We start from the raw sequence: 11,950 nt of genomic DNA, 5'->3' as shown, positions 1-11,950 counted from the left end.
GGCCTCCTGGGAAATGCGCGCGGTGCGCGGCTGATCCGGCGATACTAGACACGCGTGTCCACCCGTGCAAGGATGGGCGCAAGCGGCTCGCCCTTGTTCCGCATTTGGGCCACGACTAGGATGCCGCCTCCATGATGTTTACGCCAACGAAAATCGACAAACCCTGGGGCTACGAGCTCCTGTGGGCTAAAACCGACCGCTACGTCGGCAAGATCCTGCACATCACCAGGGGCGAGAGCCTCTCGCTCCAGTACCACGAGAAGAAGGACGAGACCCAGTACGTCCTCTCCGGCCGCATCCGCCTCGAAGTCGAGGAGAACGGCGCGCTCATCCCCCGCGAGATGGGGCCCGGCGACGCCTACCACCTGACTCCCGGCACCAAGCACCGACTCACCGCCCTCGAGGACGCCGACGTCCTGGAGGCCAGCACCCCCGAGCTCGACGACGTCATCCGCCTCGAAGACCGCTACGGCCGCGCCGCCAAATAGCGGCGTTCGCTGTTACTCTTCTCTCCTCTTCGAGGCATCTCATTCCCGTTCGCCCTGAGGAGGACCGGAGGTCCGTCTCGAAGGGTTGAACGGGCCACTGCAATCGCGAGGCTTGCGATTCGTCCTTCGAGACGCCGCTGCGCGGCTCCTCAGGACGAACGGGGTGAGAGCCGGTGCAACCCTTCATCACATTGATCACTGCCCCTGCGGCGAGCCATCCGCTAAAGTGCCCGCCATGCAACGCGGCCTTCAAATTCTGGGCGGCGCTCTCGCGCTCGCCTTCTGGTGCGTGAACTACTACCAGCTCCATGCAGAGCCTGCGCTCTTCATCGTGAAGTCGCTCGTCGCCGCGCTCATCGTGGCTGCTCCGGCGGCGGCGCATTCGCGCGTCAAGCACGCACCGCTTGCCTGGTGGGTGAGCGCCGCGAGCGGCGCGGCGGTCGTGGTGCTGGGGCAGTGGGCGCTCTATTCCTTCCTGCCAAAGCTCGGCACCGGTGAGCCCATCGGTGCACTCAACGGCATCAGGGAAATTTTCTGGGATCTCTCTTTCAGGGGAACGCCCGGCACGCTCTATGGCGGCATGCTCCTTGTCGGCGGCGTCGCGGCGGGGCTGAGCTGGCTCATTGCGCCGCGCAGTGCGGGTGAAGGACCCGACAAATCCTGAACCGGGCGAGGCATGCCTCGCCCCTACACGTGCCGGGACCGGTACCCCTCCTGCGAGGCCAGTGCCGAACAAACACCCGTAGGGGCGAGGCATGCCTCGCCCTTCTTCTCTGTCGGTGCCCGCCGAAAATTCCCCCACAGGCCGCTTCGCGCCCAGCTCCCCCGGCTGCGGGGGAGCGCCACGCGGATGCGGCTTCGCCGCGCCGATTTCCGCGATTTTTTTCTCCAAAACCTCCTTCCGCGCACGAGCGCCCATTTCGGAAGCCCCGGCAACCCTCCGGCGCCTCCGGCAACACCTCCCGCCGCGCGGCAGGAGGGGATCCGGAATCCCCTGCGACGCGCGGACAACTTGTTCTCGATCCGGGCCGCGTCGCCTATGTTGCCTGTCAGTTTAGGGGAGGGGTGTGACGGATGGCGTCACATGGGGGATAATAAAACGTATGCGGACGCCCTACGTAATCAATGCATTTCCTCAGTTCGCAAAACGGTTGGCGGGCTATGCGGCCTGTCTGCTCGTACTGATGACTTTTGGGTGTGAGAAGGCCATGCCGATCATCAAGCTGCGGAACGCGACCGGTGAGCCGTTGACCGTGCTCGTCGGGCCGGCAGATATCGACAATGACAAACCGTTGCTGGCATACCAGTCCTACTTGCTCGATGATGAAACGCGAGAGGCTAGTATCGAGTTACGCTACGATGGCATTCTTCGTGTTATCAGCGAGGCATTCGTTCGTGATTATGCGCTCACGATTTCGGAGATTGACCCAGACTTGGTTGAGTGGTGGCAAAACCGGCGGTCGAAGGCCGATGTCTACGCACGCATTGAATCGGACGGCGCTATTGTTCCAATATGGAAAGATGCGCCACCGGTGCGTTTGTACCCCGAAGCCGAATACCATTTGTTGGATAGTAGCGCGTTGGAGAAAGCCTGCTGGCTTGCCGAGCCATTTGGTGCAGCTGGCAAGGATGGCCCTGCAGGGCGTGGTATGAAATGTGCGGCTTGGACTCTTCCGGCGTATGTGGTGGCGGTCGCTGTCTGTGGTACGAAGACCGGCGGTGCGATGTTTGAGTCAACGTTTGGCCTGGTATTCCTTCAGCCGTTTTGGGATTCGGCAGGATACGTGGAAGACGTTTCTCCGGGGTGGTCTAAGGCTGGCGCGCATTGTCGATGGCTCTACTTCAACGCAGGTGGCGCGCAGCCACTTCGTGTCAAAGAAGGTGCCGTATTGGTACCCGCTAAGTTGGAAAAGTCCGGTGTTGTCGTGATGCCTGTTCCTCCTGCAGACAATCCGGACAAACAAACCAACCCCACCCCCTACCGCGGCAGCAACCCGTAAAACGCAAACTCCATCACCGTCATCACCATGGGCAGCAGTTCCTGGCGGTCGTCGCTGCGTTCGGCCCAGGTCAGTACGACTTCCTTGACCATGCCCAGGATGCAGCGGGCGGTGGTCTCGGGGTCGAGCTTTCTGGCGCGCCCGCTTTCCATGGCGGCGCGCAGGAAGCCGGCGGTCATTTCGGTGACTTCCTCGTAGAACTTGAGCAGCTTGCGGCGGAACTCGCGCTCGGAGCCCGAGGCCTCGGCCAGCACGACGCGGCTGAATTCTCGGTCGAGGGGATCGCTCACCATCAGGCCCGCCACGCGGCGGTAGAGCTCGATGAGCTCGGGCTCTGCGAGCGGGCGGCTCATGTCGAGTTCTCGGATGGGGCCGCGGATGCGGGCGATGAATTTATCGAGGGCCTGGGAAAAGCAGTCCTTCTTGGAATCGAAGTAGCGGTAGAAGGTCCCGCGCGCCACGCCCGCGCCTTCCAGAATGTCGGCGACGCTGGTTTGCTGGTAGCCCTTTTCGGCAAAGACCTTCATGGCGGCGCGCAGCAGCTCGTCGCGTCTTTCTTCGGGACTCAGCCTGGCGGGGGCGGGGATGCTCAAGGCTTGTTACTCCGGCCCTGAATCTACCGAGGGTGTCCAAGCTCCGTCAAGAAAGGCGCCTATGGCGCCTGCAACCCTCGCCAGGGCGGCCGCATCCAAGCTATGCTCGCGGGCGGCCACAGGCCGCTTGCTCCATTGATTGCCCACCTCTCCCTTTGAGGGAGAGGTCGAGCGAAGCGAGGGTGAGGGTGCAATGCCGGTGCCGGCTTTTCACCCTCACCCGCCCTCCGGGCCTCCTTCGTTTAAACTACGGAGGACGGGCACCCTCTCTCTGAAAGGGAGAGGGGACAACGGAAGACCATCTTTATGAGGAAGTTTCATGCGCATTGCCTGCATCATTGACCCCTATGAGTCGCTCCACGAAGACCACGACACCTCGCTGGCCATCCTGCGGGAGGCGCAGCAGCGCGGCCACGAGGTCCACATCTGTGAGATCGGCGATCTCTCGGTCAGCGGCGGGCGGCTGTTTCTGCAGACCCGCGAATTGCCTGACAATGGCGACGAGCCCGGCAGTGCCGGCCAGAGAGAGTCCAAAGAGTTCAACCTGATCTTCATGCGCAAGGACCCGCCGGTGGACCGCGCCTTTTTGCAGGCGACCTACATGCTCGACTGCTCGGACGTGCCGGTGTGGAACAGCCCGCGCGGGCTGCGCGAGGCCTCGGAAAAATTCTTCGCCCAGCGCTTTCCCGATCTCATCCCGCCGACGCTCATTACCCAGCAACGCGGCTATCTCGAGGACTTTCTCGATGAAATGGGCGGCACCATGGTGGTCAAGCCGGTCGACGGCTACGCGGGCAAGGGGGTGTTCCTGGTTCGCAAGGACGATCCCAACCGCGGCGCGATTCTGGAGTCCGCCACTTCGGAATGGCGCTACCCCGCCATGGCCCAGCGCTACCTGCCCGAGATCGCCCAGGGCGACAAGCGCGTGCTGATTCTCGACGGCGAGCCCATCGGGGCGCTCAACCGGCTTCCCAAGGCCAGTGAGTTCCGCGCCAACATGGCCGCCGGCGGCGACATCGAAGCCGGCACCGTGACCGAGCGCGACCGCGATCTCGTGGAAACCATTGCGCCCGCCCTCAAGGACTTCGGTCTGCACTTCGTGGGCCTCGACGTCATCGGCGGGCTCATCACCGAAGTGAACGTGACGAGCCCGACCTGTCTCGTAGAGATCTCCGACTTCGACGGCGTGAACCTGGCCGCGAAGGTGGTGGAGACCTGGGAGAAGCGGTACGCGTGAGCGGCAGGGACTGAACCGCCAAGGCGCCAAGAACGCCAAGGGAAGATCATTCCCCTGGTATGCGCCGCCTCCGTTCGTCCTGAGTGCATCGCGAAGCGATGTGTATCGAAGGGCGGTTTCCAGCCTCAACGTTCCGAGGCCCGTTTGCCCTTCGATACGCCGCTGTGCGGCTACTCAGGGCGAACGGGGGGGCGAGCGATTGGAATGTTGATAAATCCTTGGCGTTCTTGGCGCCTTGGCGGTGAAACTTCCTACTTCAGACGATCCAGCCTCAGCCGGTGCCAGTGGTCGAAGAGCCGGCGGTAGGCCAGCAGCACGGCCAGCAGCGAGCCGATGGCCGTGGCGGCAGCGATGAAGAAGATGATCGCGATCTGGTAGCGCACGGCAAGGCCCGGCGCGTTTCCGGCCAGGATCTGGCCGGTCATCATCCCCGGCAGGGAGACGATGCCGGCGGCGGCCATAATATTCAGAGTCGGCGTGAGCGCGCGGCGCAGCGCCTCGGTGATCCCCTCGCGCGAGGCCTCCCAGCGCGTGGCGCCCAGCGCGAGCATCGACTCGATGCGGTCCTTGCGCTCACGCACGTTTTCGAGCCAGGTGCCAAGCCCCAGCGAAATTCCCGTCATCGAGTTTCCCAGAATCATTCCCAGAATCGGTATGAGGTAGCGCGGCGCCCACCACGGCGTGTTCTGTACCACGGCCGCGGTGCCGATTGTCACGATGGTCAGTGACGAAACCGCCACCGCCAGCAGGGCGTCGAGGTAGATGCCGCGGTAGCGGGTCTCGGATCTTCCCACGGCGGTGACCCCGGCGGCGGCGACCATCCAGGTCACCATGAGCGCCACGGCGCCCGGGTGCTCAATGGCAAAGATCCAGGTGAGCACAAAGCCCACGGCAAAGAGCTGCGCCGAGAGCCGGACGGCGCCGACAAGAATCTTCTTTCCGAGCCCCAGGTGGAGGAGCGCCGAGCAGAGCGCGGGAACGAGCACCAGCGTCAGCGCAATGGAGAGCTGCCAGAGGGAAATCTCCTGGGTGTGCGCGGCGTTCATGCGAGATCCTCCGGGCCCACTTCGCTCACGAGGGCGTCCGCTACTCTCAAAAAGCGGCTGCAGCTCTCGCGGGCCTCGGTGTGGTCGTGGGTGATCCAGAGCGCCGCGCGCGGCGTGTCGCTCTCGCGCACCCAGGAAGTGATCAGCTCACGGGCGCTCTTTCGAAGTGCGGGGTCGAGGGCGCCGGTGGGCTCGTCGAGCAGCAACAGAGAAGGCGCGCGCCAGAGCATGCGCGCCAGGGCGACGCGTTGTTTTTCTCCCGAGGAGAGCCGCGCGCTGTCGGAATCCAGGATGCCGGGAAGTTGCAGCTTGCCGAGCAGCTCTTCTGCGGCTTCGATCTGAATGTCCCGCTCGGCATGGGCCTTCAGGGCGAGCACGCGCGCAAAGTCCTCGCGCACGGGATTTCCCCAGAGCGCCGGGGCAGGGGGCAGGTAGCCCACGTGGGCGCGCCAGTGGGCGGGCCCCAGTTTTTCGGGCGTGTCCTCGCCAAGGCGCATGCCCTCGATGCGCGCGGGATCCAGGAGCGCCAGCGCGCGCAGGAAGATCGACTTGCCCGAGCCCGAGGGGCCGACGATTCCCAGAATCTCGCCCGCGCGAACCTGCAGCGGCGCGGCCAGCCGCACGCGGCTGCCCACCTCGCACTCGAGTTGCTCGACCGAAAAGAGCGCGTCCATGGGCGGCTACTTCTCTTCCTTTGTGCTTTTGAGTTCGAGACCCAGGCGCGAGATGTCGATCACCACGTCGCCGGAGACGCTGACCGGCGCGCGCTCGTCGAAGGAAACGAGCGTGTCGATCTCGGCCTGCACGGGGACGCTGAGCGTGTGATCGATGGGCACGTTGGCGCTCACGATGTCGTCGATCTCCACGGGAATCGAATCGCGCAGCTCAACCTCGATCTCCTTGTGCACCTTCACGGTGAAATCGTCGATCTTCACGCGGATCTTCGAATCCAGCGGAATCGAGACATCGATGGGGATGCTCGCCTGAATGGGGATGGGCACGGCGGCGGCGCCCACGCCGAGCTTTACCGTGTTGTTCATCTTCACCACCGTGCGCACGGGCACTTCCATGGTGACGTGGACTTCCTCGTCGATGGGGACGGTCAGCTCGATGTCGATGGGCACGGTGAGCTTCTCGGCGACTTTTGCATTCATGCGCTGCTTGACGGGCACGGCGACGGGAATTTCGTTCTTGAAGGGGACGCTGAGCACCGTATCGAGGTGCGCGCGCACGGGGACTTTCTCGCTGAGCGCGAAATCCATGGTGGACTCCGTTCCGATCCTGAGCTGCACCCACGAGAGCGGATCGGCCCGCAGGACCATACCGGCCAGGGCCAGGGCGCCCGCACCGAGGACCAGCAGGGCGGCGATGAGCTGCACCGCCGGGATGACGAGTTCCGAGACACGGCCCGAGAGCTCGTAGGGGATGCGCAGCACGAGCGGCGGCAGCAGCGCGTAGCTCCCCGCTGCGAGGGCGAGCAGCGCCGCGGCGCCTGCGAGGCAGAGATTGCCTGCCAGTTGCAGGGTTCTTGGGGACAGGCGCATCCAGTTTCCTTCCCGGCGGATGAGGCGCGCAGGGCTGCTTGAGGCGCCGATCTTAGCCCGCAGGGGAAGGCGCCGCCACCGCGCGGTGGAAGGCGCGCAGGCGACTCGCCAGTGGGCCGGTTTTCGGCTAAGTAGGGGGCGCGCTGTCAAAATCGCAAAGACCGAGGATTCCAAATGCCCAAAATCGAAACCACCCCTGAACTAGTCAAGAACGCCTATGAGTCCATGCGGGCCAAGCTGGCAACCGTCCGCGAGCGCCTGGGGCGCCCGCTGAGCCTGGCCGAGAAGGTCCTGCTGGGGCATCTCGACGACCCCAAGAGCGCCGAGCTCGAGCCCGGCAAGAGCTACCTGCTGCTGCGCCCCGACCGGGTGGCCATGCAGGATGCGACGGCCCAGATGGCGATCTTGCAGTTCATGCTCTCGGGCAAGACCGAGACCGCGGTGCCCAGCACCGTTCACTGCGACCACCTGATTCGCGCGCACAGCGGTGCGGGCGACGACATGAACGTGGCCATGGACGAGAACAAGGAGGTCTATGACTTCCTCAGCTCGGCGGCCAAGAAATACGGCATGGGCTTCTGGAAGCCCGGCGCCGGCATCATCCACCAGGTCGTGCTCGAGAACTACGCCTTTCCCGGCGGCATGATGATCGGTACCGACTCCCACACGCCCAATGCGGGCGGTCTTGGAATGGTGGCCTGCGGCGTGGGCGGCGCCGACGCCGTGGACGTGATGGCGGGCTTCCCCTGGGAAGTGCTCTATCCCAAACGAATCGGCGTGAAGCTCACCGGGAAAATGGGCGGTTGGACCTCGCCCAAGGACGTTATCGTGCGTCTGTGCGGCATCCTCACCGTGAAGGGCGGCACCAACGCCATCGTCGAATACTTCGGCGAGGGCGCGCGCAACATCAGTTGCACCGGCAAGGCGACGATTACGAACATGGGCGCCGAGCTGGGCGCGACCTGCTCGATCTTCCCCTTCGACGACGCCATGGACCGGTACCTTCGCGCCACCGACCGCGCGGGCGTCGCCGACCTGGCCAAGGAATACAAGGATCTGCTTGAAGCCGACGCCGAGGTCGAAGCCGATCCCGAGAAATACTTCGACCAGGTGGTCGAGATCGATCTCTCCACGCTCGAGCCCCAGATCACCGGCCCCCACAGCCCCGACCGCACCCGCGGCATTTCGGAACTGGCCGCCGAGGCCAAGAAAGAGGGCTTTGCCGAGAACGTGACCGCCGCCCTGATCGGCAGTTGTACGAATTCTTCCTACGAAGACATCTCGCGCGTGGTGGACCTCGCGCAGCAGGCGCTGGGTGCCGGCCTGAAGGCCGAGATCCCGTTCCTGATCACGCCGGGTTCGGACAACATCTTCGAGACCATCAAGCGCGACGGGCAGATGGAAGTGCTTGAGAAGGTCGGCGCCACCGTGCTGGCCAACGCCTGCGGCCCGTGTATCGGTCAGTGGCAGCGCGACGACGTGGCGAAGGGAACCAAGAACTCCATCGTTTCCTCCTTCAACCGCAACTTCCCCGCGCGAAACGACGGCAACCCGGCCACCGAGTCCTTCATCACGAGCCCCGAGATCGTCTTTGCGCTCGCCATGGGTCGCAAGCTCAGCTTCAACCCGCTCACCGACGAGATTCCGGTTGGCGGCAAGAGCTTCAAGTTCAAGGCCCCGGCCGCCGCGCCGGATCTCCCGGCCAACGGTTTCGTTGCGCCCAAGGACGGCTACCAGGCCCCTGCCTCGGATGCATCGAACGTCGAGGTGAAGGTGAGCCCCGAGAGCGACCGCCTGCAGATTCTCACCCAGTTCCCGGCCTGGGACGGCAAGGACTACGAGAAGCTTCCCGTCCTCCTCAAGGCGCAGGGCAAGTGCACCACCGACCACATCTCGCCGGCGGGCACGTGGCTCAAATACCGCGGCCACCTCGACAACATCTCCAACAACATGTTCCTGGGCGCCAAGAACGCATTCAGCGAGAAGCTCGGGTTCGGCATCAACGTCGAGACAGGCGAGGAAGCCGAGATCAACAAGGTCGCCCGCGATTATCGTGACCGCGGGATGCGCTGGGTGGCAGTGGGTGACGAGAACTACGGCGAGGGCTCCAGCCGCGAGCACGCCGCCATGGAGCCGCGTCACCTTGGCGGCGCCGCCGTGATCGTGCGCTCCTTTGCGCGCATCCACCAGAGCAACCTCAAGAAGCAGGGCATTCTGCCGCTGACCTTCGCCGACCCGGTGGATTACGACAAGATCGACGCCAGGGACCGCATCTCCATCGTGGGCCTTGCGGGCCTGGCACCGGGCAAGCAGGTCGACGCCATCATCCACAAGGAAGGCGGCGAGCAGATCAAGATCAAGCTCAACCACACCCTGAACGACGAGCAGATCGCCTGGTTCAAGGCCGGCTCGGCGCTGAACCAGCTCCGCAACGAAGCGGGTCTGTAAGAACCTCAGATTTCGCAGTGAAAAAGGCCGCCCGAAGGGCGGCCTTTTTTCTGCCCCGTCATCCCGACCGAAGTGGAGGGATCTCGGAGATACGTATCGGCGTTGCACTTCCCAAGGGTAGAAGCCTGCTTGCACTTGCGAGATCCCTCGGCTGCGCTCGGGATGACGGGCGCGAGCGGGCGAGTCTCACTCCGGCAACTTCATGCTTCCATCCCCGCCCAGCTCCCAGAAGGGGTTGTGGGCGACTTCCCACAGATGGCCGTCGGGATCGGCGAAGTAGCCCGAATAGCCGCCCCAGAAGGTTTCGGCGGGTTCCTTGGTGATGCGCGCGCCGGCGGTGCGGGCGGTCTCGATGAGGGCGTCGACTTCCTCGCGGCTGCCCACATTGTGGGCCAGGGCGGTCGAGGGAGCGCCCTTTGGCGCGGGCGGGAGGCCCGCATCCTCGGCCAGGGCGGCGCGGCCGAACAGGCCCAGCACGTTGCCGCCCACTTGAAAGAAGGTCACGTGTTCGTTGCTCTGGGACGAGGCCTTCCAGCCCAGTCCCTCGCAATAGAACCTGCGTGCGCGGGGCATGTCCTCGACGCCCAGCGTGATGACGCTGACGTATTGTTTCATTGGGTCATCTCCAACCTGAAGCACCGGCAGCCCTCGATTCGTCCTTCGACAAGCTCAGGACGAACGGAGTGGTTCCCACCCAAGGTGAATGGCTCCCATTCCCGTTCGTCCTGAGCTTGTCGAAGGATCGAACGGGTCGTTGAGGCGGGAGCGGCGTGGGAACTTCCTACTGCAGGAAGTCGTCGACGCCTTCGAGGTTGGGGCCGACCTTCGAGGGGTCCTTGCCGGCGGCCTTGGCGGCCTGCTGCTCGTAGACGATGCGGTATTCGGGGTTCTCCACGTGCTCGCGCAGGTTCTCGCCCCAGGCGATGAGGAAGTCCTTGAGATAGACCTGCGACATGTAGTCCACGATGGAGTCGGGCAGGTAGATGTCGCCGAAGTCGATGAACATACTGAAGCTGACCTTGGAGCGCTTGTCACCCTTCCAGGGCTCGATGCGCCAGGACCCGTAGGCGCGCGCCACATTTCCCTCGAGCATGGTGAACTCGCCGATGCGAACGCCGCTGTCGTATTCGGTGCTCACCAGCGAGGCCTTGATCTGGATGCGGTTGAAACCCGCGCCCATGGCCAGCGCCGGGGCGTTGACGATGAATTCGATGATGCGCTCATCGCCTTCGTGGGGGTATTCGATCGAATCTTCCATGCGCCAGAGGAAGGTCTTGAAGTCGCTGACATCTGCGAAGACCTGCCAGGCGACATCGGGCGGAACGTCCATGACGCCGATGGCGGTGACGACCTGCAGGTCGCTGCCCTCGACATCGGTGCTTTCCACGAGGATCTCGCGGTCCTCGAGCGCCTGGTCCCACTCGGGGCTCCCGCGCTCTGGCTTGCCGCCACACGCGCTCACAATCAGCAGCGCAAACATCACAATTGAGAATTGAAAGAGATTCCGTCGCATCAACGCCTCCCCGCGGCATCGCCGCCCCATACAGGTGCTTTCCGGTAAGAATGTGCTTCCTTCGTATTCGCTGGGCGGTGCTCTGTCAAACAGGCTGTCCGGCGCTCCGGGTTCGTGGCAGGCCCGCTGATCGGGACATGTCTGCCTCACCCAGGCGCGGCATTTGCCGCGCTTTTCCCTCTCCCGCCGGGAGAGGGAAGTAAGGAAGCTTGGCTTTCAGACCGGCTCGCCGATGCGGTGAAAGCGGATGGTGTTGGTCTCGCGACCCTTGCCAAGGGGCAGGGCGGCAACGACGACGATGGCGTCGCCGTCTTCTGCAAATCCGGCTTCCTGGAGCTGCGCGTCGGCTGCGAGGATCTGTGCTTCCACGCTGGCTTTCTCCTCGATCCCGACGGGAAGCACGCCCCAGAGGACGTTCAGGCGGCGCAAGGTGGCGCGGTTTTCACTGAGCGCGATGATCGGCAGGCGCGCGCGCTGCTTCGATACGAGAAGTGCGGTGAGCCCCGAACCGGCCAGCGTGACGATGGCGCGGGCCTCAAGGCGCTCGGCCGCGTGAACCGCCGCGCCGGCCGCGCCGCCTGCAAAGCCGCCGGTCTCGCCGGGCGGATGGAAGAGCTCGGTCTCGGAACCCTCCACCTCGCGGGAGATGCGGGCCATGGTCTCGACCGCTTCGACGGGGTAGTCGCCGGTGGCGCTTTCTTCGGAGAGCATGATGGCATCGGCGCCGTCGACAATGGCGTTGGCCACGTCGGAGGCCTCGGCGCGGGTGGGCCGGGGCGAGCTCACCATGGAACCCAGCATCTGCGTTGCGACGATGGTCCACTTGCCCGCGCGGGCGGCGCGGCGCAGGACGTCTTTCTGCACCACGGGCACGCGCTCGAGCGGGAGCTCCACGCCCAGGTCCCCGCGGGCGAGCATGATGCCGTCGCTGGCCTCGAGAATTTCGTCGATGTGGGTGAGCGCTTCGGGGCGCTCGATCTTTGCCATGACGGGCAGCTTCACGCCGCCGAGGAGCTCGCGCGCGCGGTGGAGATCGGCGGCGCTGCGCACGAAGGAGATTGCCACCATGTCGAAGCCCATG

The 11,950-nt window shown here is 64.5% G+C and carries 12 protein-coding genes; 5 read left to right on the top strand and 7 right to left on the bottom strand.

Annotated features, from left to right (window positions below; all coding sequences use genetic code 11):
- Positions 1-134: 134 nt before the first annotated feature.
- The 3 genes from KDH09_08150 (at position 135) to KDH09_08140 (ending at position 2,488) form a co-directional block, all read left to right on the top strand.
- The gene (locus tag KDH09_08150) at positions 135-488 is read left to right on the top strand and encodes a cupin domain-containing protein (GenBank protein MCB0219649.1); all 354 of its coding nucleotides are present in this window, start codon (positions 135-137) and stop codon (positions 486-488) included.
- Positions 489-723: 235 nt separating this feature from the next.
- A complete protein-coding gene (locus KDH09_08145) occupies positions 724-1,152 on the top strand; it encodes a hypothetical protein (protein MCB0219648.1) in 429 nt (142 codons plus the stop codon).
- Between the two features lie 439 nt (positions 1,153-1,591).
- The gene (locus tag KDH09_08140) at positions 1,592-2,488 is read left to right on the top strand and encodes a hypothetical protein (protein ID MCB0219647.1); all 897 of its coding nucleotides are present in this window, start codon (positions 1,592-1,594) and stop codon (positions 2,486-2,488) included.
- On the opposite strand, the gene KDH09_08135 is transcribed toward KDH09_08140, so the two are convergent.
- Entirely contained in the window at positions 2,467-3,081 is a 615-nt protein-coding gene (locus KDH09_08135; protein MCB0219646.1) for a TetR/AcrR family transcriptional regulator, read from the bottom strand. The genes KDH09_08140 and KDH09_08135 overlap by 22 nt on opposite strands.
- Before the next feature lie 319 nt (positions 3,082-3,400).
- Here KDH09_08135 and gshB point away from each other — a divergent pair, with 319 nt between their 5' ends.
- A complete protein-coding gene (gshB, locus tag KDH09_08130; protein ID MCB0219645.1) occupies positions 3,401-4,318 on the top strand; it encodes a glutathione synthase in 918 nt (305 codons plus the stop codon).
- Positions 4,319-4,569: 251 nt separating this feature from the next.
- On the opposite strand, the gene fetB is transcribed toward gshB, so the two are convergent.
- The 3 genes from fetB to KDH09_08115 are packed head-to-tail and all read right to left on the bottom strand — an operon-like array spanning position 4,570 to position 6,908.
- The gene (fetB, locus tag KDH09_08125) at positions 4,570-5,364 is read right to left on the bottom strand and encodes an iron export ABC transporter permease subunit FetB (GenBank protein MCB0219644.1); all 795 of its coding nucleotides are present in this window, start codon (positions 5,362-5,364) and stop codon (positions 4,570-4,572) included.
- A complete protein-coding gene (locus KDH09_08120; GenBank protein ID MCB0219643.1) occupies positions 5,361-6,038 on the bottom strand; it encodes an ATP-binding cassette domain-containing protein in 678 nt (225 codons plus the stop codon). The genes fetB and KDH09_08120 overlap by 4 nt, the downstream gene beginning before the upstream one ends.
- 6 nt (positions 6,039-6,044) lie before the next feature.
- Positions 6,045-6,908 (bottom strand): hypothetical protein, encoded by an 864-nt coding sequence (locus KDH09_08115; GenBank protein ID MCB0219642.1) that lies wholly within the window; start codon positions 6,906-6,908, stop codon positions 6,045-6,047.
- A 174-nt stretch (positions 6,909-7,082) separates the two neighbouring features.
- Here KDH09_08115 and KDH09_08110 point away from each other — a divergent pair, with 174 nt between their 5' ends.
- The gene (locus KDH09_08110) at positions 7,083-9,356 is read left to right on the top strand and encodes an aconitate hydratase (GenBank protein ID MCB0219641.1); all 2,274 of its coding nucleotides are present in this window, start codon (positions 7,083-7,085) and stop codon (positions 9,354-9,356) included.
- A gap of 186 nt (positions 9,357-9,542) precedes the next feature.
- Here the strand turns inward: KDH09_08110 and KDH09_08105 are convergent, their stop codons facing one another.
- The 3 genes from KDH09_08105 to KDH09_08095 all read right to left on the bottom strand — a co-directional run.
- Positions 9,543-9,971 (bottom strand): VOC family protein, encoded by a 429-nt coding sequence (locus KDH09_08105; GenBank protein ID MCB0219640.1) that lies wholly within the window; start codon positions 9,969-9,971, stop codon positions 9,543-9,545.
- Positions 9,972-10,137: 166 nt separating this feature from the next.
- Positions 10,138-10,869, bottom strand: a complete 732-nt coding sequence (locus tag KDH09_08100) for a hypothetical protein (GenBank protein MCB0219639.1) — start codon at positions 10,867-10,869, stop codon at positions 10,138-10,140.
- Positions 10,870-11,085: 216 nt separating this feature from the next.
- Positions 11,086-11,950 (bottom strand): pyruvate kinase (locus KDH09_08095; protein MCB0219638.1); only part of this gene is annotated, 865 nt, incomplete at its 5' end.

The sequence above is a fragment of the Chrysiogenia bacterium genome, from assembly GCA_020434085.1.
Classification (GTDB): Bacteria; JAGRBM01; JAGRBM01; order JAGRBM01; family JAGRBM01; genus JAGRBM01.
Note: the sequence above shows the minus strand (reverse complement) of the source record. Positions and strands in the feature narration are given on the sequence as shown.

Excerpts from the sequence above, each read along its gene's own strand:
- KDH09_08110 (MCB0219641.1), top strand. The coding sequence starts at position 7,083 with ATGCCCAAAATCGAAACCACCCCTGAACTAGTCAAGAACGCCTATGAG.
- KDH09_08105 (MCB0219640.1), bottom strand. The coding sequence starts at position 9,971 with ATGAAACAATACGTCAGCGTCATCACGCTGGGCGTCGAGGACATGCCC.
- KDH09_08100 (MCB0219639.1), bottom strand. The coding sequence starts at position 10,869 with ATGCGACGGAATCTCTTTCAATTCTCAATTGTGATGTTTGCGCTGCTG.
- KDH09_08150 (MCB0219649.1), top strand. The coding sequence starts at position 135 with ATGTTTACGCCAACGAAAATCGACAAACCCTGGGGCTACGAGCTCCTG.
- gshB (MCB0219645.1), top strand. The coding sequence starts at position 3,401 with ATGCGCATTGCCTGCATCATTGACCCCTATGAGTCGCTCCACGAAGAC.
- fetB (MCB0219644.1), bottom strand. The coding sequence starts at position 5,364 with ATGAACGCCGCGCACACCCAGGAGATTTCCCTCTGGCAGCTCTCCATT.
- KDH09_08115 (MCB0219642.1), bottom strand. The coding sequence starts at position 6,908 with ATGCGCCTGTCCCCAAGAACCCTGCAACTGGCAGGCAATCTCTGCCTC.
- KDH09_08120 (MCB0219643.1), bottom strand. The coding sequence starts at position 6,038 with ATGGACGCGCTCTTTTCGGTCGAGCAACTCGAGTGCGAGGTGGGCAGC.
- KDH09_08145 (MCB0219648.1), top strand. The coding sequence starts at position 724 with ATGCAACGCGGCCTTCAAATTCTGGGCGGCGCTCTCGCGCTCGCCTTC.
- KDH09_08140 (MCB0219647.1), top strand. The coding sequence starts at position 1,592 with ATGCGGACGCCCTACGTAATCAATGCATTTCCTCAGTTCGCAAAACGG.